We start from the raw sequence: 23233 nt of genomic DNA, 5'->3' as shown, positions 1-23233 counted from the left end.
GCCGAGCGGAGCGAGGTCGGATGAGGGGTTGCGCCGCCATTTGACCAAGTCGCCTTCATCCACTGTGGAGATACCCCTCATCCGTCAGCCTTCGGCCGCCACCTTCTCCCGCAAGGGGAGAAGGAAAAAAGAAAGGGCGGGACCTTTCGATCCCGCCCTTCCGTGGTCTCAGCGTTGGTCAGCGTGGACTTAGAAGTCCATGCCGCCCATGCCGCCCATACCGCCCATGTCGGGGGCGCCGGCCGAGGCCTTCTTGGGCGCGTCGGCGATGGCGGCTTCGGTCGTGATCATGATGCCCGCGACCGAGCCGGCCGAGGCCAGGGCCGAGCGCACGACCTTGGCCGGGTCGATGACGCCCATCTCCACCAGGTCGCCGTACTCTTCGGTCTGGGCGTTGAAGCCGAAGTTGGCCTTGTCCGACTCCAGCACCTTGCCGACCACGATCGAGCCTTCGACGCCCGAGTTCTCCGAGATCTGACGGATCGGAGCCTGCAGGGCGCGGCGGACGATGTTGACGCCGGCGGTCTGGTCGGCGTTGTCGACCTTCAGGTCGGCCAGCACCTTGGAGGCCTTCAGCAGGGCCACGCCGCCGCCCGGGACGATGCCTTCGTCGGCGGCCGCGCGGGTCGCGTTCAGGGCGTCGTCGACGCGGTCCTTCTTCTCCTTGACCTCGACCTCGGTCGAGCCGCCGACGCGCAGGACGGCGACGCCGCCGGCCAGCTTGGCCAGACGCTCTTGCAGCTTCTCGCGGTCGTAGTCCGAGGTGGTGTCCTCGATCTGACGCTTGATCTGGCCGACGCGGGCTTCGATGCCGTCCTTCTCGCCAGCGCCTTCGACGATGGTGGTGTCGTCCTTGGTGATCTGGACCTTCTTGGCCTTGCCGAGCATGTCGAGCGTGACCGTCTCAAGCTTGATGCCGAGGTCTTCCGAGATGACCTGGCCGCCCGTCAGGATGGCGATGTCTTCCAGCATGGCCTTGCGGCGGTCGCCGAAGCCCGGAGCCTTGACGGCGGCGACGCGCAGGCCGCCGCGCAGCTTGTTGACCACCAGGGTGGCCAGGGCTTCGCCTTCGATGTCCTCGGCGATGATCAGCAGGGGGCGGCCCGACTGAACCACGGCTTCCAGCACCGGCAGCATCGGCTGCAGCGAGGTCAGCTTCTTCTCGTGGAGCAGGATGAGCGGCTCCTCGAGGACGGCCTCCATCTTGTCCGGGTTGGTGATGAAGTAGGGCGACAGGTAGCCGCGGTCGAACTGCATGCCCTCGACGATGTCGACGGTGGTTTCGGCGGTCTTGGCTTCCTCGACGGTGATGACGCCTTCGTTGCCGACCTTGGCCATGGCTTCGGCGATCAGGCCGCCGATTTCAGCGTCGCCGTTGGCCGAGATGGTGCCGACCTGGGCGATTTCCGAGTTGTTGGAGACCGGCTTGGAGATCGACTTGACCTCTTCCAGCACCGCGTCGACGGCCTTGTCGATGCCGCGCTTCAGATCCATCGGGTTCATGCCGGCGGCCACGGCCTTCAGGCCTTCCTGGACGATGGCCTGGGCCAGGACGGTGGCGGTGGTGGTGCCGTCGCCCGCCTTGTCGTTCGCCTTGGATGCGACTTCGCGGATCATCTGGGCGCCCATGTTCTCGAAGGCGTCTTCCAGCTCGATTTCCTTGGCCACCGAGACGCCGTCCTTGGTCGAGCGCGGGGCGCCGAAGGACTTCTGGATCACGACGTTGCGGCCCTTGGGACCCAGGGTCACCTTGACGGCGTCAGCCAGGACGTTGACGCCCTTCAGCATCTTGTCGCGGGCGTCGGTGTTGAACTTTACGATTTTAGCGGCCATGCGGGCTGCTCCTATCTAGATGTTTTTACGTAGAAAACCGGAAACCTGAGGTCAGTCTTACGACAGCACGCCCAGGACGTCGGATTCCTTCATGATGATCAGGTCTTCACCGTCGATCTTGACCTCGGTGCCCGACCACTTGCCGAACAGGATGCGGTCGCCGGCCTTCAGTTCCAGGGCGACGTGCTTGCCGTCTTCGTCACGGACGCCGGGGCCCACGGCGACGACTTCGCCTTCCTGCGGCTTTTCCTTGGCCGTGTCGGGGATGATGATCCCACCCTTGGTCTTGGATTCTTCTTCAACGCGCTTGACCAGCACGCGGTCGCCGAGCGGACGAAACGCCATCTGAGTAACTCCCGTTAGGATGTTGATTTCAGCCCTCGGAGCCCACGACTTTGGCAGTCGCCCTCCCCGAGTGCTAACGACCGGGGAGTTAGGCAGGGGGGCGAGGGGCGTCAAGGCCTGAGCCCCGGAAAGCAGGCTGCAACATGAAGCGCAGATGAACGGACCTCCCCGGGGACGTTCAGACAGGCGTCGCTACAAGGGACAGGACGGATCAACCGGCTTTCGAAAGGAGCCCGCCATGAAGACCATGTCCAAGATCGGCGTCGGCGCGATCGCTCTCACGATGCTGGCGACCACTCCCGCCGCCGCCCAGTCCTATCGCGACCGCGATCGCGACAACACCGGCCGTGACGCCGTGCTCGGCGCCGTGGTCGGCGGCGTCGCCGGGGCCCTGATCGGCCAGGGCGATGGCCGCTACATCGCCGGGGGCGCCCTGGCGGGCGCGGCTCTGGGCGTGGCCTCCTCGGATAGCGATCGGGCCAACTGCGACTATTACCGCGGCGGCCGCTGCTATCGGAACCGGGGCCACTGGGAGCGCGACCACGGCATCAACAGCCGTGACGGCTACTACCGCAACGACGGCCGCTACTATCGCGACGGCCGCTACTGGCGGAACCACGGCGAGTGGCGCAGCTATCAGAACCGCCGCGACCGCGACTATCGCTACGATCGCCGCTGGTAGGCGGATCGTCTGAAGGAAAGAAGGCTCGGCCGCCCGGCCGGGCCTTTTTTCGTGGGCTCAGGCGGCCGTCGCGCGCGCCTTGCCGATCCGGCCCAGATGGGTGATCCCGAACCCTTCGGGGACTTCAGTCCATAGCCGAGCGCGCGGTCGAAACCCACGTGGGCCAGCCAGATCAGGGCCAGGGCGGTCGCCAAGGGGGCGGCGGTCAGCAGGCCGGCCGCGACCAGCGCCAAGGGGCCGATCAGGCTGTGGGCCAGGTTGTAGGCCCAGGCCCCGACGCGCGGCCCGGCCAGATAGCCGGCGAAGGACAGGTCCGGCGCCAGGAAGAGGACGGCGAACAGCAGCCAGCTCTGTTCGGTCCGGGCGTAGGCCAGGGCGGCGACGGCCAGCAGGGCCAGGCCCTCGAGCCGCTGCCAGGCGGGAGCGATTACGGTCATCGGATCAGCCTTTGCAGGAGGGCCGCGGTCGACGGGTCGAGGTCGGGCGCGGGAGCCCTGGCCGCGACGTCCCTGAGGATGGACTTCGCCAGGGCCTTGCCCAATTCGACCCCCCATTGATCGAAGCTGTTGATGTCCCATAGCACCCCTTCGACGAAGGTTTTGTGTTCGTAGAGGGCGATCAAGGCGCCCAGGGCCTGGGGCGTCAGGGCGTCCAGGACGATGGCCGTAGAGGGGCGGTCGCCGGGGAAGGTCTTGTGCGGGGCCAGGCGGTCGGCCTCGTCTTCGGACGCGCCGGAGGCGATCAGTTCGGCGCGGGCCTGGATCTCGCTCTTGCCCAGCATCAGGGCCTGGGCCTGGGCCAGGGCGTTGGCCCACAGGGGGCTTTCCGAAGTCTCTCCGTCGGTCGAGGCGACGATGACGAACTCGGCCGGAACGACCTGCGGGCCCTGGTGGATCTGCTGGAAGAAGGCGTGTTGGCCGTTGGTGCCGGGCTCGCCGAAGACGACGGGGCAGGTCGGACGGCCGACGGGCGAGCCGTCGCGGCGCACCCGCTTGCCGTTCGACTCCATCTCCAGCTGCTGCAGGAAGGCCGGCAGGCGGCGCAGGGCGTGGGCGTAGGGGGCGACGGTGCGCGCCGGGCGGCGCAGGCCGTCGACGTTGTAGATCTGGGCCAGGGCCAGCAGCACGGGCGCGTTCGTCTCCAGCGACGCCTCGAGGAAGTGGCGGTCCATTTCGGCGGCGCCGTCGAGGAAGCCCTGGAAGGCGTCCCAGCCCAGGCCGATGACGCAGGACAGGCTGACCGCCGACCACAGGGAGTAGCGCCCGCCGACCCAGTCCCGGAAGGCGAAGGTCCGGCCGCAGCCGAAGCCGGCCGCCTTCTCGGGCGCGGCGGTGACGCCGATGAAGTGCCGGGCCATCCCCTCGGCGGGCAGGGCGGCGGCCAGCCAGGCCTTGGCCGCCTCGGCGTTGGCCAGGGTCTCCTGGGTGGTGAAGGTCTTGGACACGACCACGACCAGCGTGGTCTCGGGGTCCAGCCCGGTCAGGGCTTCCGCCATGTCGCGCGGGTCGATGTTGGCGACGAAGCGCAGGTCGATTTCGGGATCGAGCGGGCGCAGGGCGTCCCAGATCAGGCGCGGCCCTAGGTCCGAGCCGCCGATGCCGACATGGACCACCGCCTGGAACGGGCGGCCCGTGGCCCCTGTCTCGTTTCCGGACCGCACGGCCTCGGCGTAGGCCCGCATCTCGGCGCGCACGGCCTCGACCTCGGCCGAGACCGGCTCGCCCAGGGCGCGGAAGGCGGCGCCGGCGGGGGCGCGCAGGGCCGGATGCAGCACCGCCCGCCCCTCGGTCAGGTTGACGGCCTCGCCGCCGAACAGGGCCGCGCGGCGGCCCTCGACGTCGCAGGCGCGGGCCAGGGCCAGGGCGGCCTCGAACCCGGCCTTCGTCCAGCTCTGCTTGGACAGGTCCAGGCGCAGGCCCGCGGCCTCGACCGTCATCCGCGCCAGCCGGCCGGGGTCGGCCGCGAACTGATCGACGATGCGGGCGTCGGCGTCCCGGCGGGCGGCGGCTTCCAGTTCGGTCCAGGCGGCGTGCGGCATCGACGGCTCCCCCACTGCGTCTTGGTACGACGCTTGCAAGCTCTCGTTTACGGCTCAGGCCGACAAGAGTTCAATCCAGGACCGGGTCAACAAGGATTTCCAAGGCAGGAAGTCCGGCCGTCCCGGCCGATCGTGAAAGGCCCGCCATGTCCTGCGCCCTCGCCCTCGCCGTCGCCCTGATGCTGGCCGACCCCGCCGTGGCCGAAGCCGCCGCCCAGCCGCCCATGGACCCGGCCGCCCCGGTCTCGGTGGCGCACGAGCCCCTGTTCGCCGACCTGGCGGCCCGCTCGGGCGCGTTGAAGGCGGTGGTCGACGGCTGGATCGCCTCGGGCGAGGCGGACCGGGCGGGCTTCTTCGCCGGGGCGGCCTTCGGCGCCTTCAAGGATCAGGCGGCCGACCTGGCCCGGCGCGACCTGCAGGGCCATCTGGCGCTCAAGGAGCGGGGGACGGACAACGACCTGAAATGCATCCTGCGCGGCATTTCCGAGGACATCCCGGTCAAGATCGCCGCGCTGGAGGCCGCCCCCGACGCCGCCGAGCGCAAGCTCGCCCTGGACGAGCTGGCCTATCTGCTCAACGACAACGTCGAGGTCATCACCTCGCCGCCTCGCCCGGCGGCGTAGCGTTCTTTTCTGGGCCTATCGCGCTCGCGCTGCTTGAGGCCCGTGCTGGTCTCCCTTCCCCCTCGATGGGGGGAAGGGCGGGGGATGGGGGTGAACGCGCTAGGTTTGAAGGTGGGCGCCAGAGACGCCTGCGTCGCCCGCGCCTCAACGGAAACCGCCTGCCCACACCCCCGCCCAACCCTCCCCCATCGAGGGGGAGGGCTTTGAGGCTCAGCCCTCCACCGTCTCCGGGTATTTGATCGAACAGCCGTAGGGCTGGGCGAAGGCGGTCTGGACGGGACGACCGGCTTTGGCGTCGGCCAGGGCGGCGCGGACGAAGTTGTTCGCCCCTTGCAGGTCCTCGACCTTGTTGGTCGGCTTGTCGTCGATGCCGCCGACGTAGATCAGCCGGCCCTCGGGGTCGATGATCCGCATGTCGGGCGTGGTCTTGGCGTCGTAGCGCTTGCCCACCTCGCCGGTCGGGTCGAGCAGCAGATGGGTGAAGGCGGCCTTGTGCTTGGCCTGCCAGGCCTTCGCCTCCTCGCCCTCGACGAAGCCTTGCGTGCCCGGGGCCGAGGAGATGATGGTCAGCCAAACCACGCCGTCGGCCGTCGCCTCGCGCTGCAGGGCCTGCATGGCGCCGGTGTAGTGTTTCTTCACATAGGGGCAGCCCTCGTTGGTCCACTCCAGCACCACCGTCTTGCCCTTGAAGTCGGCCAGAGAGCGCGGGACCCCCTCGGCGTCGACCAGGGTGAAGGCCGGGGCCATGTCGCCGGGGCCGGCGACGGCGGCGATCACCACGGCGGTGGCCGGGGCTTGGTCGGGCGCGGCGGCGGGCTGTTGCTGGCAGGCGGCCAGGACGAGGGCGGCGGCGGCCGCGACGGTCAGCACGCGGAACATGGGGCGGTCTCCTTCAGGTGAAACTCAGCGGGCGGCGTCGTTCAGGGCGTCGACGACGACGCCTTCGGTCAGCAGCTGGGGCAGGACGCGGGGCTCGGCCCGGCCCGGTGCATAGACGAGGTAGAGCGGCACGCCCGAGCGGCCGTGGCGCTGCAGTTCAGCGGTGATGGCGTCGTCGCGGCGGGTCCAGTCGCCGACCAGATAGAGGGCGTTGGTCCGCGCCATGGCCTCGGCCGTGCGGCGCGAGGACAGGGCCGCGCCCTCGTTGATCTTGCAGGTCACGCACCAGTCGGCGGTGAAGTTGACCAGCACCGGCCGCCCCTCGGCCAGGGCCGCCCGCACGGCCTGTTCCGACCAGGGCTGCGACGCCAGGTGCGTCGCGGCGGCGTCGTCCTGGCCCGAAGCCGGCGCGGCGCGTCCGGCCAGGACGCCGAGGCCGAGGGCCGCGATCAGGGACAGGGCGGCGGCGACGGCGGCCGGGCGGCCTCGTCCCGGCGCGGCTTGCGAACGGCCATAGAGCCACAGGGCCAGGGCCAGCGTCAGGCCGGCGCCGAACAACAGGGCGAGGGCGTCGGCGGTCTGGCGGCCGTAGACCCAGGCCAGCCACAGGGCGGCGCCGTACATGGGGAAGGCCAGCAGGTTGCGCAGGGTCTCCATCCATGGGCCGGGGCGCGGCAGGCGGGCCAGCAGGCGCGGGCTCAGGCTGATCAGCACATAGGGCAGGGCCAGGCCCAGCCCCAGCATGAGGAAGACCGCCAGCGCCATCGGCCAGGGCATGACCAGGGCCGCGCCCAGCGCCAGGGCCATGAAGGGCGCCGTGCAGGGCGCCGCCACCACCACGGCCAGCACCCCGGTGAAGAAGGCGCCCGCCGCGCCGGGCAGGCGCGCCAGAGGGCCGGAGCCCGCGCCCTGCAGGCCCGCGCCGATGTGGAAGACGCCCGACAGGTTCAGCGCCACGGCCAGCATCAGCAGGGCCAGGGCCGCCGTCACGGCCGGGGACTGCAGCTGGAAGCCCCAGCCAATGGCCTGGCCGCCCGCGCGCAGGGCCAGCAGGGCGCCGGCCAGGACCAGGAAGGTCGCCAGCACCCCGGCCAGGAAGGCCAGGCCGTCGCGCCGCGCCTCGCCCGGATGATGCGCCGAGCGGCTCAGCGCCGCCGCCTTCATCGCCAGGATGGGGAAGACGCAGGGCATGAGGTTGAGGATCAGCCCGCCGAGCAGGGCGAACAGGGCGGCCTGGACGAAGCCCGCGCCGCCCGTCGAGACCGCCCTCCCTGCCGCCTCGCCGTCGCCGAGCGTGCCCTGACCCGACGTGCCGATGAGGGCGGGGCCGGGTTCGGCGACGATCTCCCAGGCGCCTAGGTCGGTGGCCAGGACGCCGCCGACCGGCCCGGCCAGCCCCTTGGCCTGGAGGCCGCGCCCGGCCGGGATCGACAGGCTGACGCCCTGCGGCCCGCGTTCGCCGGTCTGGAGCGCGGCGTGGTCGATCACTCCGCCCTCGAAGGGGAAGAAATAGGCCCATTTTGGCGTCGCGCCCGCCAAGGGGCCGCCGCCGGCGGTCAGGCTCAGGCGGTCGTCGGCGAGGGCGACGCGCGCCTGGATCCCGGCGGGGCGCGGCGCGGCCTGGACCACGGCCTGGATCGCCGTGCCGTAGCGGGGATCGAGCGGGGCGGCGCCGTCCTGAACCTTGAGGTCGAGGCTAAGCGTCAGCTCATCGGGCACGCACATCTGGTCGCTGCAGACCATGAACAGAGCCTCGGCCGTCAGCCGCAGGGTCTGGCCGGGGCGGGTCGAGGCGGGCACCTCGATCGGCACGGGCAGGAAGACGGCGTCGCTGTAGCCGTAGTTCATCAGGCTCTGCAGCCGCTGCCGCTCGGGCAGGGGCCAGACGATGTCGCCCGCCACAACTCCGGCGGGCAGGGTCCAGTCCAGGGTGGTCGGGCCGCCGGAATCGCCGGGATTGCGCCAATAGGTGTGCCAGCCGGGCTGGATCTTCTGGCGCACCGCCACCACGGCGGTCGAGCCGGGCGCGGCCCAGGCGCTCATGGGGACCAGCTCGGCCTCGATCCGCTCGGTGCGGCGCGGCCCGGCCGCAGGGGGCGCGGCGCCGGCGGCCAGGGCCTCGGCCAGGGACGGCGCGGTCGTCGGCGAGGGGGCGGCCGCGGCGGGTGCGCCAACCACAAGCAGGGCCGCGGATAGCAGCGCCGGGGTCAGTTGGGACAGGAGGCGGTAGAGATGGTGCAAGGACGGGCGCCACGCAGACGACGAGAGGTCGGCGACCTTAGACGGCGATGCCGCGCCGGGCCAAGCGCCCGCGACGGCGCGCCGCAGCGGGCGCGCTCCTTTCTCCAGCAAAAAGGGCGGCCCGCGTCGGCGGGCCGCCCTTCAGACCGTCCCGAACGTCGTCGGGCGCGGAGCGGATCGGGATCAGTAGCGGCGCTGGCCGTTCTCCCAGTAGCACTCGGTCTGGCGGTTGTCGTAGCAGTAGTAGTAGCGGCCTTGGCTGTCGCGATAGCGCTGTTGGTTGCGACGGTCTTGCTGGGAGCCGCGGATGGCTCCGGCTGCGCCGCCCGCCAGGGCGCCGATGGCCGCGCCGGTGGCCGCGTTGCCGCCGCCGACGTTGTTGCCGATGATGGCGCCGGCCACCGCGCCGATGCCGGCGCCGATGGCGCCTTGGCGCACGGTCTCGTTCGTGCCGCCGTAATACGGGTCGCTGGCGCAGGCGGTCACCAGAAGTCCGGCGCCGGCGATGGCGATGATCGCCTTGTTCATGGATCTGTCCTTCATCCCTAAGGCTCCCCTGAAATTCGATAACGCCAGCGGAAGGCGGCGGTTCCGGGGCGAAGGCCGGCAGCTTCACAATATTTTTCAAGCGTCGCCGTGGAAGGAACTGGCCGCGCGCGCAGGCGTTCGCCGCCCATGATCGACGCCCCCGACGCCCCGGGTTCTCCGCCTCAGGACCATGACGCCGTCGAGCCCACGCGCGCCCTGACCCGCGAGGCCCGGCTGGAACGGGTGATCATCCTGGTCAATCCGCTGTCGGGCGGGGTCGGCGCCCAGGCGGCCGACGAGGCGGCGGCCATCCTGGCGGTCTATCCGTGCGAGGCCGAGGTGGTGGTGCTGGAGGGGCCGCGCATCCCCGAGCAGATCGGCGAGGCCCTGGCGGCGCGGCCGGACGCCCTCTTCGTCCTGGCGGGGGACGGCACGGCGCGCTCGGTCGCCGCCCGGGCGGGGGCCGAGGGGCCGCTGATCGCCCCCCTGCCCGGCGGCACCATGAACATGCTGCCCAAGGCGCTGTACGGCACGGCGGACTGGAAGGCGGCCCTGCGGCTGGCGCTGGAAGAAGGGACGCCCCAGCCGGTCGCCGGTGGGGAGGTCGAGGGCGAGGCCTTCTATTGCGCCGCCATCCTGGGTTCGCCCGCCTTGTGGGCGCCGGCGCGCGAGGCCATTCGCGAGGGCAAGCTGAGGACGGCCTGGACCCATGCCCGGCGCGCGCTCAAGCAGGCCTTCACCGGCCGGGTGCGCTACAGCCTGGACGACGCCCCCCGCGAAAAGGCCGAGGCCCTGGTGCTGATCAGCCCGCTGATCTCCAAGGCCATGGCGGCGCCGACCGGGCTGGAGGCGGCGGCCATGAACACCACGGACGCGGTCCAGGCCTTCCGCCTGGCGGCCCACGCCCTGTTCGACGACTGGCGCCACGATCCGACGGTGACGACCCGGCCGGCGCGCCGCATCGCCGTGGAGGCGCGGCTGCGCATTCCGGCGGTGATCGACGGCGAGCCCATGCTGCTGGGCCGCGAGGCGACGGTGACCTTTCGGCCGCGCGCCTTCACCGCCCTGGCGCCCCGGCTTCAGGCGGGGGCGGACAGTCTCTAGTGGGGCGGGTCCTACAGTTCTCGGACGTGCATTTCGGCTGCGAGCATGTTCACGCGACGGCGGCGGCGCTGGACTACGCCCGGGGCGCCGGGGCCGACCTGATCCTGGTCACCGGCGACATCACCCAGCGCGGCCTGCCCGCCGAGTTCGCCGCCGCCGCCGCCTGGCTTGAGGCCCTGCCCGCGCCGGTCTTCGTCACCGTGGGCAACCACGACGTGCCCTATTGGGACGTGGCGGCGCGGCTGTTCTGGCCCTGGCGCGCCTTCGAACGGGCGACGGGTCATCCGGCCCACGACCACGAGTTCCGCCACGACGCCCTGATGGTGCGCGGCGTGACCACGGCGCGCGGCTGGCAGGCGCGGCCCAACTGGTCCAAGGGCGTGATCGATCTCGACCAGACGCGCCGGGCGGCCGAGGCCCTGCGCCGGGCGCCCGCCGGAGCGCTGCGCGTCCTGGCCTGCCACCATCCTTTGATCGAGATGATCGGCGCCCCCATGACCGGCGCGGTCAAGCGCGGCGAGGCCGCCGCCCGCATCTTCGCCGAGGCCGGGGTCGACCTGGTGGTCAGCGGCCATGTCCATGTGCCCTTCGCCCTGCCCATCCGCCTGGCCGACCACTGTTCCTATGCGGTCGGCTGCGGGACGCTGTCGCACCGCGAGCGCGGGGCGCCGCCCAGTTTCAACCGCATCGAGTGGGACGTCGAGGCGGTGACGGTCTCGGCCGTAGCCTGGGACGGGCGGGGCTTCGCCGACCACCAGATCTGGCGTCTGCCGCGCCGCAGGGCTGAGGCGCCCTGATTGCGTTTCCGCTCATTCGGACACGAAAAAGGGCCGCGACGCCGAGGTCGCGGCCCTGGGTTCCTGGGGTTCAAGCGAGCCCTAGATGCGCGGTCCGCCCCGTCCCCTCAGCCCGCCGATCAGCAGGGAGATGACGAAGAGGATGACGGCGATGATGGCGATGAATTTGGCGATCTCGAACGACATGCCCGAGATGCCGCCGAAGCCGAGGACGGCCGCGACCAGGGCGATGATGAAGAAGATGATGGCCCAGCGAAGCATAGGCGAACCCTCCGATAATCGTTGACGGGAGCGGGCTTTCGACCCCTCCCGTCGACAACGCCGCTTGCCGGAACAAACGTCTCGGAGACTTGACCGTTCCGCCGGAACCCTCGTTTAGCGACGACGGCGGACGCGGCTCTTCTCGGTGAAGGCCGCCGCCACCATGGTGGCCAGGGCCGGATTGCGCAGGAAGATGAAGCCCCCCGCCAGGGCCGCTGCGGCGCCCAGGAGCGGGCGCTGCTGGAACAGGTGCAGGGCCCGCTCGGCCAGGCCTTCCGGCTCCTCTTCCTCCTCGCCGCCGTGCGCGCGGCGCACGAAGACCAGGGCGACGACGGCCGCGACCAGGGCGAACAGCAGGGCGGTCAGGGCCGCCCCGATCACCGGCGGCACGACCAGCAGCAGCAGGTAATAGACCGTGGCCCCCAAGGCGACCATGGCCACGAAGCCCGCGCCGGCGGCGATGAAGGTCGCCACCGCGCGGTTGATGAGCCCCCGCCCCAGCATCAGCGGCGACGACCGGCGAGCAGCAGGCCGAGCACCACGCCGACGCCCAGGGCGATGGCGGTGGACTGGATCGGGCGCTCCTGCACCCGTTCGACGACGTAGCGATGGGCCTCGTCGAACCGTTCGGCGGCGTCGTCGTAATAGTCGCGGCCGCGCAGGCGGGCGCTGTCGTAATAGCCGCGGGCCTTCTCGCGCAGCTCCTCGCCCTGCTCGCGCAGGCGGGCTTCGGCCTCCGAGGCCTTTTCCTTCAGGCGCTGGGTTTCCTCGCGGGCGCCGGCCTTCAGGTCCTCCTTGAGGGTCTTGAGGTCGTTCTTGATGTCTTCCCGAGCCTTGGACGTGGCCATGATGCGCGCTCCGCTCCTTGTGTAAGCTTGACGATTAAATAGAGAAGCCCAGCCCGGAACGCCACACCGACGATCAAGGTTCCTGTGACGCCGAGCGTGAGCCCGCGACCTCTGGCGCGGGCGAGGGCCTGGCCCTAGAACAGTCGTCATGACCGAATGGCTGTTCCCGCCCGCCCCGACGCCTTCCCTGCCGATCGACGGCGACGTCCGGCGCCTGCCGGTGCGGCGCGTGCTGTGCGTGGGCCAGAACTACGCCGCCCACGCCCGCGAAATGGGCGCCGATCCGGACAAGCCCGCGCCCTTCTTCTTCTCCAAGCCCGCCGACGGCCTGGTTACGGACGGGGCCGATCCGGCCTATCCGCCCGCGACGGCGAACCTGCACTACGAAGTCGAACTGGTCGTGGCCCTGGGCCCGGACGCGCGGCCCGTCGGCTGGGCCGTAGGCGTCGATCTGACGCGGCGCGACCTGCAAGCCGAGGCGAAAGCCAAAGGGCGGCCGTGGGAGGCGGGCAAGGCGTTCGACCAGTCGGCCCCCTGCGGCGCCCTGAGCCTGACCGCGCCCGCGCCAGACGCCGCCATCAAGTTGACGGTCAACGGCGAGGTTCGCCAGTCGGGCCGGCTGTCGGACATGATCTGGGACGTCGAGGGCGTCCTGGCCAAGGCCGCCGACCTGTGGACCCTCAAGCCCGGCGACCTGATCTTCACCGGCACGCCCGAGGGCGTCGGCCCGCTCACGCCCGGCGACCGGGTCGAGGCGACGATCGCAGGCCTGCCGCCGCTGCGCTTCACGGTGACGGCATGATCCTGCACGGCTACTGGCGCTCGGGCACGAGCTACCGCACCCGCATCGCCCTCAACCTCAAGGGCCTGGCCTATGAGACGGCGCCGCTGGACCTGCGCACGGAGGCGCAAGGCGCCGAAGCCTATCTCAGGCTCAACCCGCAGGGCCTGGTCCCGGCGCTGGAGACCGGCGACGGCCTGGTCCTGACCCAGAGCCCGGCCATCCTGGAGTGGCTGGAGGAGACCCATCCCGAGCCGGCCCTCTTGCCGCCCGACGCGGCGGGGCGCGCCCAGGTGCGGGCCATGGCGGCGGTGGTCGGCTGCGACATTCACCCGCTGAACAATCTGCGGGTCCTGAAGGCGGTGCGCGCCCTGGGCGCCGATCAGGCCGGGCTCGACGCCTGGGCGGCGCGCTGGATCGTCGACGGCTTCAAGGCCCTGGAGGCCCTGGTGGTGCGCCATGGCGACGGCTGGTGTTTCGGCGACCGGCCGACCCTGGCCGACTGCTACCTGATCCCGCAGCTCTATTCCGCGCGCCGGTTCCACGTCGACCTGGCGGGCTTTCCGCGCCTGCTGGAAATCGAGGCCCGGGCCGAGCTCCATCCCGACTTTCTCGCCGCCCATCCGGACCGCCAGCCGGACGCCGATTAGGCGCCGTTCGCTGCTTGCATTGATTTCGGTCAATCTCCCTTAAGCTTTCGCGCGGATGATCGGCGTCGTGAGATTCGCCGTCCCGCCCTCTCCGGCCGACAGGCTCGCCATCGCCGTGGCGACCGAGCCTGAACGGTCTCGCCCGCTGCCGCCCGGCCAGCGGGAGGAGGCCATGCGCCATCTGCTGCAGACCGCCGGAGACTCCGGGATCGGCCTGGTCGCCACCCAGCCCGAGGGCGACGTCGAGCGCATGCTGGGCCAGGCCTGGCCCTTCCCCTCGCCCTTCCGCGTCACCGTGCGCACCGTGCCCCTGGCCGATGGCCTGGACCGGGTCGAGGCGCGCGCCCGCCGCTCGCTGGAGCGCATGGGCCTGCCGCGCGGCGACGCCGTCCTGGTGCAGAACGCCGCTGATCTGGCGGGGGCCGAGGGCCGCGCCCTGTGGGATCGGCTGCAGGCGCTCAAGGCGCGCGGCGTCTTCCGCAAGGTCGGCTTCATCGCCACGGTCGAGGACGGTCCCGGCCTGCTGGCGCGCCGCTTCCAGCCCGACGTGGTGCAGCTGACCTGCAACATCCTGGACCAGCGCGCGGCGCGTGCCGGCGTCATCGCCGATCTGGCCGGGCAGGGCATCGAGGTGCATCTGGCCTCGGTCTTTGCGCAAGGGTTGCTGTTCGCCAACCGCGAGAGCCTGCCGCCGGAGCTGGCCGCCCACGGCATGGCCCTGTCGCGCACGCGCCGCCGCCTGGCCGAGGCGCGCGTCGATCCGATGCAGGCCGCCCTGGCCTATGTGCTGACCCTGCCGGGGGTGGCTTCGGTCATCGCCAGCGTGGCCTCCTCGGCCGAGCTGCGCGCCATCATCGCCGCCTCCCACGCGCCGACGCCCGACATCGACTGGGACGCCCTGGCCCTGGACGAGACGCCCGCCGCCCTGGCCTCGCGCCCCCGCCTGCGCCTGGTTCACGCGGCCTGAAATTTACGCCTATCCACAGGCCGGGCGCGGGAAACCGCGCCCCTGTGCATGAGCGGCGCCGCCCGCGCTTGAGGCCGCCGTCCCGATCCGCCACCCTGCGGGTCAGATGAACGCGCCGCTTTCCCACCCGCCGAAAACCGACCTCAAGCCCGACGCTGGCACCACGCCGGTCATGGCCCAATACCTGTCGGTCAAGGCTACACAGCCCGAAGCCATGCTGTTCTTCCGTATGGGCGACTTCTACGAACTGTTCTTCGAGGACGCGCAGAAGGCGGCGGCGGCGCTGGGCATCGCCCTGACCAAACGCGGCAAGCACCAGGGCGAGGACATCCCCATGGCCGGGGTGCCCGTCCACGCCATGGACGGCTATCTGGCGCGGCTGATCCGCCAGGGCTTCAAGGTCGCCGTCTGCGAACAGCTGGAAGACCCGGCCGAGGCCAAGAAGCGCGGCTCCAAGGCCGTGGTCCACCGCGACATCGTGCGGGTGGTGACGCCCGGCACCCTGACCGAGGACACGCTGCTGGACGCGCGCGGCGCCAACCGGCTGGCGGCCGTGGCGATCCGTAAAGGAAGGGCCGCCGTGGCGGTGGTCGAACTGTCGGCGGGCGTGGTGGATTCGGTCGCCTGCGACCTCAACGATCTGGGCGCGGCGTTGGCGGCGTTCCGGCCGTCGGAGGTGCTGGTCCCCGATCGCCTGTTCTCGGACGAGACGATGAAGGGCGCGCTGGACGGCTCGGGCGGCGTGGTTCAGGCCATGCCCCAGGCCCTGGCCGAGCCGGTCGGGGCGAAGGATCGGGTGCAGCGGCTTTACGGCGTCTCGGCGCTGGACGGTTTCGGCGCCTTCGAAGAGGCGGAAGTTTCCGCACTGGGCCTGATCGCCGCCTATCTGGAGACGACGCAGGCGGGCAGGATTCCCGCCCTGACCCCGCCGCGCCGCTCGGGCGAGAGCGGCTTTCTCGCTATCGACCCGGCGACGCGCCTCAGCTTAGAGATCGACCGCACCCAGAGGGGCGAGCGCGACGGCAGTCTGCTGCACGCCATCGACCGCACCGTGACCTCGGGCGGGGCGCGGGCGCTGGCCGAACGCATCTCGCGGCCCTTGCGCGATCCGGCGGCGATCAACGCCGGGCTGGACGCCGTGGAGTGGCTGCTGGAGCGGCGCGATCTGCGACGCGACCTGCGCGAGTCTTTGCGCGCCTCGGCCGATGTGGCGCGGGCGACCTCGCGGCTGGCGCTGGGACGCGGCGGACCGCGCGATCTGGCGGCGATCCGCTCGGGCCTGACGACGGCTGAAGGTCTCAGCGCCCTGTTCGCCGCCTGCGCCAACGACCCGCTGGCCGGGCCGCCGGCGCGGGTGACCGCCTGCCTGGACCGACTGGCGCTTGAGGGCGACCTGTCGCACCTTCTGGCCGAGCTGACCGACGGCCTGATGGACGAGCCGCCGCACCTGGCGCGCGACGGCGGCTATGTGAACCCCGGCCACCGGCCCGAACTGGACGCCGCCCGCACCCTGCGCGACGACAGCCGCAAGATCATCGCCGAACTGGAAGCCAAGGCGGTCGCCGACAGCGGCGTCGCCTTCAAGGTGCGCCACAACGCCGTCCTCGGCTACTTCCTAGAGACCAGCGCCAAGGCGGCCGAACCCCTGTTGCGCGCGGGACCGGACAGCCCCTTCATCCACCGCCAGACCCTGGCCAATCAGGTGCGCTTCACCACGGTCGAACTGTCGGAGCTGGACGCCAAGATCAGCCAGGCCGGGCACCGCGCCCTGGCCATCGAGGCCGAGACCTTCGAGGGCTGGCGCCGCGAGGTGGCGCGTCTGGCCGGACCGCTGCAGGGCGCAGCCGAGGCCCTGGCCGAACTGGACGCCCACGCCGCCCTGGCCGAATGGGCCGAAGAGGTCGGGGCCGTGCGCCCCAGCGTCGACGACAGCCTGTGCTTCGCCGTCGAGGCGGGCCGCCACCCGGTGGTCGAGGCGGCGGTGAAGGCGCAAGGCCAGCCCTATACCCCGAACAACTGCCAGCTGGCGGGCGACGGCGTCGGGGCCTCGCGCCTGTCCATCGTCACCGGACCGAACATGGCGGGCAAGTCGACCTTCCTGCGCCAGAACGCCCTGTTGGTGGTGCTGGCCCAGGCCGGGGCCTTTGTGCCGGCGCAGTCGATGAAGCTGGGCGTGGTCGACCGGCTGTTCTCCAGAGTCGGCGCGGGCGACGATCTGGCGCGCGGCCGCTCCACCTTCATGATGGAGATGGTAGAGACGGCCGCCATCCTGACCCAGGCGACGGAACGCAGCTTCGTCGTGCTGGACGAGATCGGGCGCGGCACCGCCACCTACGACGGCCTGGCCATCGCCTGGGCCACGGCCGAGGCCCTGCACGAGACCAACCGCGCGCGCACCCTGTTCGCCACCCACTATCATGAGCTGGCGCGGCTGGAGGAGCGGCTGGACCACGTCTGCAACCTGTCGATGAAGGCCAAGGAGTGGAACGGCGAGCTGGTCTTCCTGCACGAGGCGGCGCCCGGGGCGGCGGACCGCTCCTACGGGGTGCAGGTGGCCAAGCTGGCGGGCGTGCCGACGGCGGTCGTCGGCCGCGCGCGCGCGGTGCTGGAGCGGCTGGAAAACGAGAAGGCGGCGACCGCGCGGCTGGACGACCTGCCGCTGTTCGCGGCGGCTGAACCGCCCCCGCCGCCGGTGAAGTCCGTGCTGGACGAAGCCGTCGCCGCCATCGACCCCGACGACCTGACCCCGCGCGAGGCGCTGGAGGCGCTGTACCGGCTGAAGGGTTTGGCGAAGGGTTAAGCGCGGAAGCCCTCCCCCTCGATGGGGGAGGGTTGGGTGGGGTGTTGGCAGGCGGGTGGAGGTTGAGTTTCAGAGACGCCACGCGTCTCCCGCGCCCTATCATCAAGCTCGCGTCCGCACCCCCATCCCCGGCCCTTCCCCCATCGAGGGGGAAGGGAGAAATGGTGCTATGCTCGCCGCCGTGACCGCCTCGCCCCCGCTCCCGTCCGCTGTTCTCGACGCCGCCTCGGCGCCGGACCCGCGCGCCGCCGTCACGGCGCTCTTGCGTGAAAGCTTCGACGCCGACCGCGCCCGCGCCGCCCGCCGCGCCGAAAGCGCCGCCGACGGCGCCGAAGCGGCGCGCCTTTACGCCGAGGCCGCCGACGCCCTTCTCACCACCCTGTGGCGGTTCGCGACCGAGCAGGCCCATCCGGCCCCGGACGAGCGGCTGACCTTGCTGGCCGTCGGCGGCTACGGGCGCGGGGTGCTGGCGCCCTTTTCGGACCTCGACCTGCTGTTCCTGCGGCCGGGACAGGCGATCAGTCCGCGCGCCCAGGCGGTGGTCGAGTTCGTCCATTACGTCCTGTGGGATCTGGGGCTGAAGGTCGGCTCGGCCTTCCGCTCCATCGGCGAGACCCTGGCGCTGGCGCGCGACGACATGACCGTGCGCACGACCCTGCTGGAAGCGCGGGTGCTGGCGGGGGATGCGGGCCTCGGCGAAAGCCTGCTGAAACGGTTCCGCAGCGAAGTCGCCCGCGCCGACCCGCGCCCCTTCATCGCCGCCAAGATGGCCGAGCGCGACGTGCGCCTGCAGAAGACCGGCGCCGTCCGCTATCGCGTCGAGCCGAACGTCAAGGACGGCAAGGGCGGACTTCGCGACCTCAACACCCTATTCTGGATCGCCCGGTCGCTGGCTCCGGACAGCGAGCGAGGGCAGGCGGCGCTGGAAGGCCTGCTGACCGCGCGGGAACTACGCAGCTTCCGGGAAGCGGCCGGCTTCCTGTGGCGGGTGCGCATTCATCTGCACCTGATCGCCGGGCGGGCCGAGGAGAAGCTGACCTTCGATTTCCAGCCCGAGATCGCGCGGCGCATGGGCTGGCGCGGGCGCGGCGACGAACTGGCGGTCGAACGCTTCATGCGCCGCTATTTCCAGGTGGCGCGCGAGGTCGGCGCTCTGACCCGCGCCGTCTCGGCCCAGCTGGAGGCGCGCCAGCAGAAGAAGGCGGAAGGGCTGGCGCGCGGCCTGTCGCGGCTGATCCGCCGCCGCCGGGTCAAGCTCGCCTTTGACGGCTTGGCGGTGGAGGAGGGGCGGCTGACCGTGACGGGCGCCAATGTCTTCGCCCGCGATCCGGCGCGGCTGCTGATGCTGTTCGTCGAGGCGGACCGGCTGGACCTGGACTTGCACCCCGACGCCTTCGCCGCCGTGATCCGCTCGCTGACGCTGGTGACGCCCGCCCTGCGCCGCGACCCGCGCGCGGCCGAGGCGTTTCTGACGGTGTTGGCCCACGGCCAGCGGCCCTATCGCGTCCTGTCGATCATGAACGAGACGGGGCTGCTGGGCCGCTTCCTGCCCGAATGGGGGCGGATCGTCGGCCAGACCCAGTTCAACATGTACCACGCCTATACGGTGGACGAGCACACCTTGCAGGCGGTGGGCGTCATCAACGACATCGCGCGTGGCAAGCTGAAGGCCGACCACCCGGCCTCGACCGCCATCGTGCCCCGCATCGCCGATATCGAAGTCCTGATGCTGGCCATGCTGCTGCACGACGTGGGCAAGGGCGGCGACCGGGGCCAGTTGGAGGACGGGGCCATCGCCGCGCGCCGGGCCTGCGAGCGGCTGGGCGTCGATCCGCGCCGGATCGAGCTGGTGGTCTGGCTGGTGCGCCATCATCTGCTGATGAGCGACTACGCCCAGAAGCGCGACGTGTCCGATCCCTCGACCGTGCGCGCCTTCGCCGAGGCGGTGGGCGATCCGGAGCGGCTGCGCATGCTGATGGTCCTGACCGTGGCCGACATCCGCGCCGTGGGGCCGGGGGTGTGGAACGGCTGGAAGGGGCAGCTGATGCGCGCCCTGTTCGAGGCCGCCGAGGCTCTGTTCCGGGGCGACGCCGTGACGCGCGAAGACCCTCTGGCCGACCACCCGGCGCTGGTCGAACGGGCGCGGCGAGAGGGGGCGGCGGTCGAGGCCCTGCCCGCCGAGGGGCCGCTGGCATCCACCGCCCGCGTGGCCGTGGCGGCGCGCGACCGGCCCGGCCTGTTCGCCGATCTGGCGGCGACGCTGTCGATGGCGGGCGCCGACGTGGTGGGCGCGCGTCTGGCCACGGCCGACGACGACATGGCGCTGGACGTGTTCGAGATTCAGGATGGCGCGGGCGAACCCTATGGCGGGCGCGAGCCGCGACGGCTGGCCATTCTGGTCAAGGCGATGGAGCGGGCGGTGTTGAAAGGCGCACGGACCTCGGCCATGCAGGCGCCGCGCGTCAGCGCCCGGCGGGCTGTGTTCGAGGTGCGGCCGGTAGTGCGCATCGACGCCGACACCGGCACCAGCGCCGTGGTGATCGAGGTTTCCGGCGCCGACCGGCCGGGCCTGCTGGCCGACCTGGCGCGGACCATCTCGGCGCACCGCTATTCAACCCGCTCGGCCCACGTCGCCAGCTTCGGCGAACGGGCGGTGGACGGCTTCTACATCACCGACGCCGACGGGCGGAAGCCGACGGACAAGGCGCGGTTGGAGGCGCTGAGGGGCGACCTGCTGGAGGTGCTGGACCGGGCGCCCCAAGGCCCGGCGGGACGGCGCATCGTTCCTGTGCGGGCCAGCATGCGCGACGTCTCGGACCTTGAGGGCGCCATGGGCCGCAAGGCCGTATCCAGCGGCCCGCAGGCGCGCTAAGGCGTTTGGGGACCGAGCGCAGGAACAGCCGTGAACGACAAGACCGATCCCATCGAACCGGCCGCGCCGATCTCGGCTGCAAACGCCATGGTCGAGCCGGTGGTCCAGCCGGCGGCCTCCGCTGCGACGACCAAGCCCAAGGCGGGCGGGGTGGCGCGGTCTTCCGCCATCTTCAGCGCCATGACCTTGCTCAGCCGCCTGGCCGGGTTCGCGCGCGATCTGGTCATTACGGCGGCGCTGGGCGCCTCGGCCGGACCGGCGGCTGACGCCTATTATACGGCGCTGAACTTCCCCAATCTTTTCCGGCGCATCTTCGCCGAAGGGGCCTTCGCCGCCGCCTTCGTGCCCGCCTACGCCAAGACGCTGAAGAGCGAGGGCGAGGCGGCGGCCGACAAGGTCGCGACCGACGCCCTGGCCGCCGTGGCCGCCGTCACCGTGGCCCTGACCCTGGTCGCCCAGCTGGCCATGCCGTGGCTGATGACCGTCATCAACATCGGTTTCCTGGATGATCCGGCCCGCTTCAAACTGGCCGTGATCCTGACCCAGATCACCATGCCCTACCTGCCCTGCATGGCGATCGCCGCCCTGCTCAGCGGGGTGCTGAACGCGAGGGGGCGCTTCATCGTCTCGGGCGCCTATCCGATCCTGCTGAACCTGATCATGCTGGCCGCCGTCATCCCGGTGAAGGGCGATCAGATCGAGGCCGCCTACGCCGCCTCCTGGGCCGTGCTGGTCGCGGGCGTGGCCCAGGCCGGCCTGTGCTGGTGGGCGGCGCGCCGGGCCGGGGCGAACATCCGCCTCAGCCTGCCGAAAATGACCCCGGCGGTGAAGGCCATCATCATCACCGCTATTCCCGCCGCCATCGGCAACAGCGCCACCCAGATCAACGTCTTCATCTCCGGCAACCTGTCCAGCTTCGTCGATGGCGGGCGCACCTGGCTGGCGACGGCGGACCGGCTGTATCAGCTGCCGCTGGGTCTGGTCGGGGTGGCGATCGGCATCGCCCTGCTGCCCAAGCTGTCGGCGGCGGTGGCGTCCGAGGACAGGGGGCAGCAGCAGGCCTCGATGGACGAGGCCCTGATCCTGTCCATGGCCCTGACCCTGCCGGCGGCGGCGGCCCTGATGGCCATGCCCTACTTCCTGATCGACGCCCTGTTCACGCGCGGCGCCTTCCTGCAGGTCGACGCCGTCAACACCGCCCGGGCCCTGCTGCATTTCGGCTGGGGCGTGCCCGCCTTCGTCCTGATCCGCATCCTGGCCCCGGCCTTCTTCGCGCGCGGCGACACGCGACGGCCCATGGCCTTCGCCCTGGCCTCGGTGGCGGTCAACGCCGTTCTGGCCATCGCCCTCTTCTATCTCGGCATGGGCGTTTCGGGCATCGCCGCGGCGGTCAGCGCCTCGGCCTGGACCAACGTCCTGCTGCTGGGGACGAGCTTGTGGCGGCGCGGCCATTACCGGCCGGGCGCGCGTGCGGTCTGGCGGCTGTCGCGCATCGTCCTGGCCAGCGCGGGCCTGGCCGCCGTGGTCGGCGCGGCCTCCTGGGCGCGGCCCCTGCTGCAGGCGCCGGTTCAGGACCTGCTGGCCATGGTGGGCGTCGATCACGGCGCCAAGGAGATCACCCTGCTGCTGGTCGTGGCGGCGGGCGGCTTGGCCTATGTCGTCCTGGCCTTCCTGACCCGCGCCGTGACCGTGGCCGAGGTCAGGGGCCTGATCCGGCGGTCGCGGTGAGCTTGCCCTTGGCGCGTCGAACCGATAAGCGCGAGGGCATGGCGCTTTCGGGACGATTTCTCGCTCACGGACGATGGCGCGGCTGATCCGCCGCCCCGGGCTTCCGCACGCCCCGCTTTCGCACGCGAAACCGTGCGCCGACATCCGCCTTTCGACTTCCGAGATCCGCTATCATGACTGACCAGACCCCGGCCCAATACACCGGCCCGCGCCGCATCCTGTCCGGCATCCAGGCCTCCGGCGCCTTGCACCTGGGCAACTATCTGGGCGCGCTGAAGCGCTTCACCGAGCTGCAGGAGACGGGCGCGCCCCTGTTCGTCTTCGTCGCCGACCTGCACGCCATCACCGTATGGCAGGAGCCCGAGAAGCTGGCCGCCCAGACGCGCGAGATCGCGGCGGCCTATCTGGCCTCGGGCCTGGACCCGGCCAAGGCCGTCATCTTTCCGCAGTCGGCCGTGCCCGCCCACACCGAGCTGGCCTGGATCTTCAACTGCGTCGGCCGCCTCGGCTGGCTGGACCGGATGACCCAGTTCAAGGAGAAGTCGGGCAAGCACAAGGAACGCTCCAGCGTCGGCCTCTACACCTATCCGGTGCTGCAGGCGGCGGACATCCTGCTCTACAAGGCGACCGAGGTGCCGGTCGGGGAGGACCAGAAGCAGCACCTGGAGCTGACCCGCGACATCGCCCAGAAGTTCAACAACGACTTCAACGCGCCCGGTTACTTCCCCCTGCCCGAGCCGCTGATCCAGGGCCCGGCGACGCGGGTGATGAGCCTGCGCGACGGCTCGGCCAAGATGTCCAAGTCCGACCCGTCGGACCTGTCGCGCATCAATCTGACCGACGACGCCGACGCCATCGCCAACAAGATCCGCAAGGCCAAGACCGACATGGAGCCGCTGCCGGATACGGTCGAGGGTCTGGAAGGCCGGGCCGAGGCCAAGAACCTGGTGGCCATCTACGCCGCCCTGGCCGATACGACGCGGGAGGCGGTGCTGGCCGAGTTCGCGGGCCAGGGCTTCGGCGCCTTCAAGCCCAGGCTGGCCGAGCTGGCCGTGTCGTCCATGGCCAATGTGACCGCCGAGATGCGCCGCCTGATGGCCGACCCGGCCGAGATCGACCGCGCCCTGGCCGCCGGCGCCGAACAGGCCCGCGAGATCGCCGAGCCGACCATCGCCGAGGTCAAGAAGATCGTCGGCTTCTGGCAGGGTTGATCGGCGGTTTTCGGACGCGGCGTCGCGGCGGCGGCTTCCGTCGCC

At 71.3% G+C, this 23233-nt stretch carries 21 protein-coding genes; 11 read left to right on the top strand and 10 right to left on the bottom strand.

Going from position 1 to position 23233, the window contains the following annotated elements:
• Nucleotides 1-189: 189 nt before the first annotated feature.
• Both groL and groES read right to left on the bottom strand, forming a co-directional pair.
• Entirely contained in the window at nt 190-1833 is a 1644-nt protein-coding gene (gene groL, locus D8I30_RS04855) for a chaperonin GroEL (protein ID WP_121481737.1), read from the bottom strand.
• Nucleotides 1834-1890: 57 nt separating this feature from the next.
• Nucleotides 1891-2178, bottom strand: a complete 288-nt coding sequence (groES, locus tag D8I30_RS04850; RefSeq protein WP_003167913.1) for a co-chaperone GroES — start codon at nt 2176-2178, stop codon at nt 1891-1893.
• Between the two features lie 238 nt (nt 2179-2416).
• On the opposite strand from groES, the gene D8I30_RS04845 reads away from it, so the two are divergent.
• Nucleotides 2417-2860, top strand: a complete 444-nt coding sequence (locus tag D8I30_RS04845) for a hypothetical protein (protein ID WP_121481736.1) — start codon at nt 2417-2419, stop codon at nt 2858-2860.
• Here the strand turns inward: D8I30_RS04845 and D8I30_RS04840 are convergent.
• Together D8I30_RS04840 and pgi are read right to left on the bottom strand one after the other, a co-directional pair.
• On the bottom strand, nt 2842-3297 hold the full coding sequence (locus D8I30_RS04840; protein WP_205570748.1) for a DUF4260 domain-containing protein: 456 nt from the start codon (nt 3295-3297) through the stop codon (nt 2842-2844). The two genes, D8I30_RS04845 and D8I30_RS04840, sit on opposite strands and share 19 nt — an antisense overlap.
• Nucleotides 3294-4898: a glucose-6-phosphate isomerase gene (gene pgi, locus D8I30_RS04835; RefSeq protein WP_121481735.1), complete on the bottom strand. Its 1605-nt coding sequence runs from the start codon at nt 4896-4898 to the stop codon at nt 3294-3296. The genes D8I30_RS04840 and pgi overlap by 4 nt, the downstream gene beginning before the upstream one ends.
• A gap of 146 nt (nt 4899-5044) precedes the next feature.
• Here pgi and D8I30_RS04830 point away from each other — a divergent pair, with 146 nt between their 5' ends.
• The gene (locus tag D8I30_RS04830; protein WP_121481734.1) at nt 5045-5521 is read left to right on the top strand and encodes a hypothetical protein; all 477 of its coding nucleotides are present in this window, start codon (nt 5045-5047) and stop codon (nt 5519-5521) included.
• Nucleotides 5522-5731: 210 nt separating this feature from the next.
• On the opposite strand, the gene D8I30_RS04825 is transcribed toward D8I30_RS04830, so the two are convergent.
• From D8I30_RS04825 to D8I30_RS04815, 3 genes are all read right to left on the bottom strand, one after another.
• Nucleotides 5732-6400 (bottom strand): thioredoxin family protein, encoded by a 669-nt coding sequence (locus D8I30_RS04825; protein WP_121481733.1) that lies wholly within the window; start codon nt 6398-6400, stop codon nt 5732-5734.
• 24 nt (nt 6401-6424) lie between these two features.
• Nucleotides 6425-8443: a protein-disulfide reductase DsbD family protein gene (locus D8I30_RS04820; RefSeq protein WP_240387369.1), complete on the bottom strand. Its 2019-nt coding sequence runs from the start codon at nt 8441-8443 to the stop codon at nt 6425-6427.
• A 381-nt stretch (nt 8444-8824) separates the two neighbouring features.
• Entirely contained in the window at nt 8825-9169 is a 345-nt protein-coding gene (locus tag D8I30_RS04815) for a YMGG-like glycine zipper-containing protein (RefSeq protein WP_121481732.1), read from the bottom strand.
• A 147-nt stretch (nt 9170-9316) separates the two neighbouring features.
• On the opposite strand from D8I30_RS04815, the gene D8I30_RS04810 reads away from it, so the two are divergent.
• Together D8I30_RS04810 and D8I30_RS04805 are read left to right on the top strand one after the other, a co-directional pair.
• Entirely contained in the window at nt 9317-10273 is a 957-nt protein-coding gene (locus D8I30_RS04810) for a diacylglycerol/lipid kinase family protein (protein ID WP_121481731.1), read from the top strand.
• A complete protein-coding gene (locus D8I30_RS04805) occupies nt 10273-11070 on the top strand; it encodes a metallophosphoesterase family protein (RefSeq protein WP_121481730.1) in 798 nt (265 codons plus the stop codon). Before D8I30_RS04810 ends, D8I30_RS04805 begins: the two co-directional genes overlap by 1 nt.
• A gap of 81 nt (nt 11071-11151) precedes the next feature.
• On the opposite strand, the gene D8I30_RS04800 is transcribed toward D8I30_RS04805, so the two are convergent.
• From D8I30_RS04800 to D8I30_RS04790, 3 genes are all read right to left on the bottom strand, one after another.
• Entirely contained in the window at nt 11152-11331 is a 180-nt protein-coding gene (locus D8I30_RS04800) for a DUF1328 domain-containing protein (protein WP_121481729.1), read from the bottom strand.
• Between the two features lie 114 nt (nt 11332-11445).
• Nucleotides 11446-11805 carry a hypothetical protein gene (locus D8I30_RS04795; RefSeq protein ID WP_240387332.1) on the bottom strand — a complete coding sequence of 120 codons (360 nt, stop codon included), beginning with the start codon at nt 11803-11805 and terminating at the stop codon, nt 11446-11448.
• Nucleotides 11806-11834: 29 nt separating this feature from the next.
• Nucleotides 11835-12179 carry a glycine zipper domain-containing protein gene (locus D8I30_RS04790; protein WP_121481727.1) on the bottom strand — a complete coding sequence of 115 codons (345 nt, stop codon included), beginning with the start codon at nt 12177-12179 and terminating at the stop codon, nt 11835-11837.
• Nucleotides 12180-12327: 148 nt separating this feature from the next.
• Between D8I30_RS04790 and D8I30_RS04785 the strand changes: the two genes are divergently transcribed.
• The 7 genes from D8I30_RS04785 to trpS all read left to right on the top strand — a co-directional run bounded on the left by D8I30_RS04785 (nt 12328) and on the right by trpS (nt 23188).
• Nucleotides 12328-12981: a fumarylacetoacetate hydrolase family protein gene (locus D8I30_RS04785; protein WP_121481726.1), complete on the top strand. Its 654-nt coding sequence runs from the start codon at nt 12328-12330 to the stop codon at nt 12979-12981.
• Nucleotides 12978-13610 (top strand): maleylacetoacetate isomerase, encoded by a 633-nt coding sequence (maiA, locus tag D8I30_RS04780; RefSeq protein ID WP_121481725.1) that lies wholly within the window; start codon nt 12978-12980, stop codon nt 13608-13610. The genes D8I30_RS04785 and maiA overlap by 4 nt, the downstream gene beginning before the upstream one ends.
• 67 nt (nt 13611-13677) lie before the next feature.
• Entirely contained in the window at nt 13678-14577 is a 900-nt protein-coding gene (locus D8I30_RS04775) for an aldo/keto reductase (protein WP_240387331.1), read from the top strand.
• 106 nt (nt 14578-14683) lie between these two features.
• Nucleotides 14684-17377 carry a DNA mismatch repair protein MutS gene (mutS, locus tag D8I30_RS04770; protein WP_121481723.1) on the top strand — a complete coding sequence of 898 codons (2694 nt, stop codon included), beginning with the start codon at nt 14684-14686 and terminating at the stop codon, nt 17375-17377.
• Nucleotides 17378-17546: 169 nt separating this feature from the next.
• Nucleotides 17547-20249, top strand: a complete 2703-nt coding sequence (gene glnD, locus D8I30_RS04765) for a [protein-PII] uridylyltransferase (RefSeq protein WP_240387330.1) — start codon at nt 17547-17549, stop codon at nt 20247-20249.
• A 30-nt stretch (nt 20250-20279) separates the two neighbouring features.
• The gene (gene murJ, locus D8I30_RS04760) at nt 20280-21977 is read left to right on the top strand and encodes a murein biosynthesis integral membrane protein MurJ (protein WP_121481722.1); all 1698 of its coding nucleotides are present in this window, start codon (nt 20280-20282) and stop codon (nt 21975-21977) included.
• A gap of 173 nt (nt 21978-22150) precedes the next feature.
• Entirely contained in the window at nt 22151-23188 is a 1038-nt protein-coding gene (gene trpS / locus D8I30_RS04755) for a tryptophan--tRNA ligase (protein ID WP_121481721.1), read from the top strand.
• Nucleotides 23189-23233: the final 45 nt, after the last annotated feature.

This window comes from Brevundimonas naejangsanensis, from assembly GCF_003627995.1.
GTDB classification, from domain to species: Bacteria; Pseudomonadota; Alphaproteobacteria; order Caulobacterales; family Caulobacteraceae; genus Brevundimonas; species Brevundimonas naejangsanensis_B.
Note: the sequence above shows the minus strand (reverse complement) of the source record. Positions and strands in the feature narration are given on the sequence as shown.

Bases quoted from the DNA above. Each gene is read 5' to 3' on its own strand.
- groES (WP_003167913.1), bottom strand. From the start codon at position 2,178: ATGGCGTTTCGTCCGCTCGGCGACCGCGTGCTGGTCAAGCGCGTTGAA.
- groL (WP_121481737.1), bottom strand. From the start codon at position 1,833: ATGGCCGCTAAAATCGTAAAGTTCAACACCGACGCCCGCGACAAGATG.
- trpS (WP_121481721.1), top strand. From the start codon at position 22,151: ATGACTGACCAGACCCCGGCCCAATACACCGGCCCGCGCCGCATCCTG.
- D8I30_RS04800 (WP_121481729.1), bottom strand. From the start codon at position 11,331: ATGCTTCGCTGGGCCATCATCTTCTTCATCATCGCCCTGGTCGCGGCC.
- pgi (WP_121481735.1), bottom strand. From the start codon at position 4,898: ATGCCGCACGCCGCCTGGACCGAACTGGAAGCCGCCGCCCGCCGGGAC.
- D8I30_RS04790 (WP_121481727.1), bottom strand. From the start codon at position 12,179: ATGGCCACGTCCAAGGCTCGGGAAGACATCAAGAACGACCTCAAGACC.
- D8I30_RS04830 (WP_121481734.1), top strand. From the start codon at position 5,045: ATGTCCTGCGCCCTCGCCCTCGCCGTCGCCCTGATGCTGGCCGACCCC.
- mutS (WP_121481723.1), top strand. From the start codon at position 14,684: ATGAACGCGCCGCTTTCCCACCCGCCGAAAACCGACCTCAAGCCCGAC.
- D8I30_RS04840 (WP_205570748.1), bottom strand. From the start codon at position 3,297: ATGACCGTAATCGCTCCCGCCTGGCAGCGGCTCGAGGGCCTGGCCCTG.
- D8I30_RS04785 (WP_121481726.1), top strand. From the start codon at position 12,328: ATGACCGAATGGCTGTTCCCGCCCGCCCCGACGCCTTCCCTGCCGATC.
- D8I30_RS04810 (WP_121481731.1), top strand. From the start codon at position 9,317: ATGATCGACGCCCCCGACGCCCCGGGTTCTCCGCCTCAGGACCATGAC.
- D8I30_RS04815 (WP_121481732.1), bottom strand. From the start codon at position 9,169: ATGAACAAGGCGATCATCGCCATCGCCGGCGCCGGACTTCTGGTGACC.
- maiA (WP_121481725.1), top strand. From the start codon at position 12,978: ATGATCCTGCACGGCTACTGGCGCTCGGGCACGAGCTACCGCACCCGC.
- glnD (WP_240387330.1), top strand. From the start codon at position 17,547: ATGCTCGCCGCCGTGACCGCCTCGCCCCCGCTCCCGTCCGCTGTTCTC.
- D8I30_RS04820 (WP_240387369.1), bottom strand. From the start codon at position 8,443: ATGAGCGCCTGGGCCGCGCCCGGCTCGACCGCCGTGGTGGCGGTGCGC.
- D8I30_RS04825 (WP_121481733.1), bottom strand. From the start codon at position 6,400: ATGTTCCGCGTGCTGACCGTCGCGGCCGCCGCCGCCCTCGTCCTGGCC.
- D8I30_RS04845 (WP_121481736.1), top strand. From the start codon at position 2,417: ATGAAGACCATGTCCAAGATCGGCGTCGGCGCGATCGCTCTCACGATG.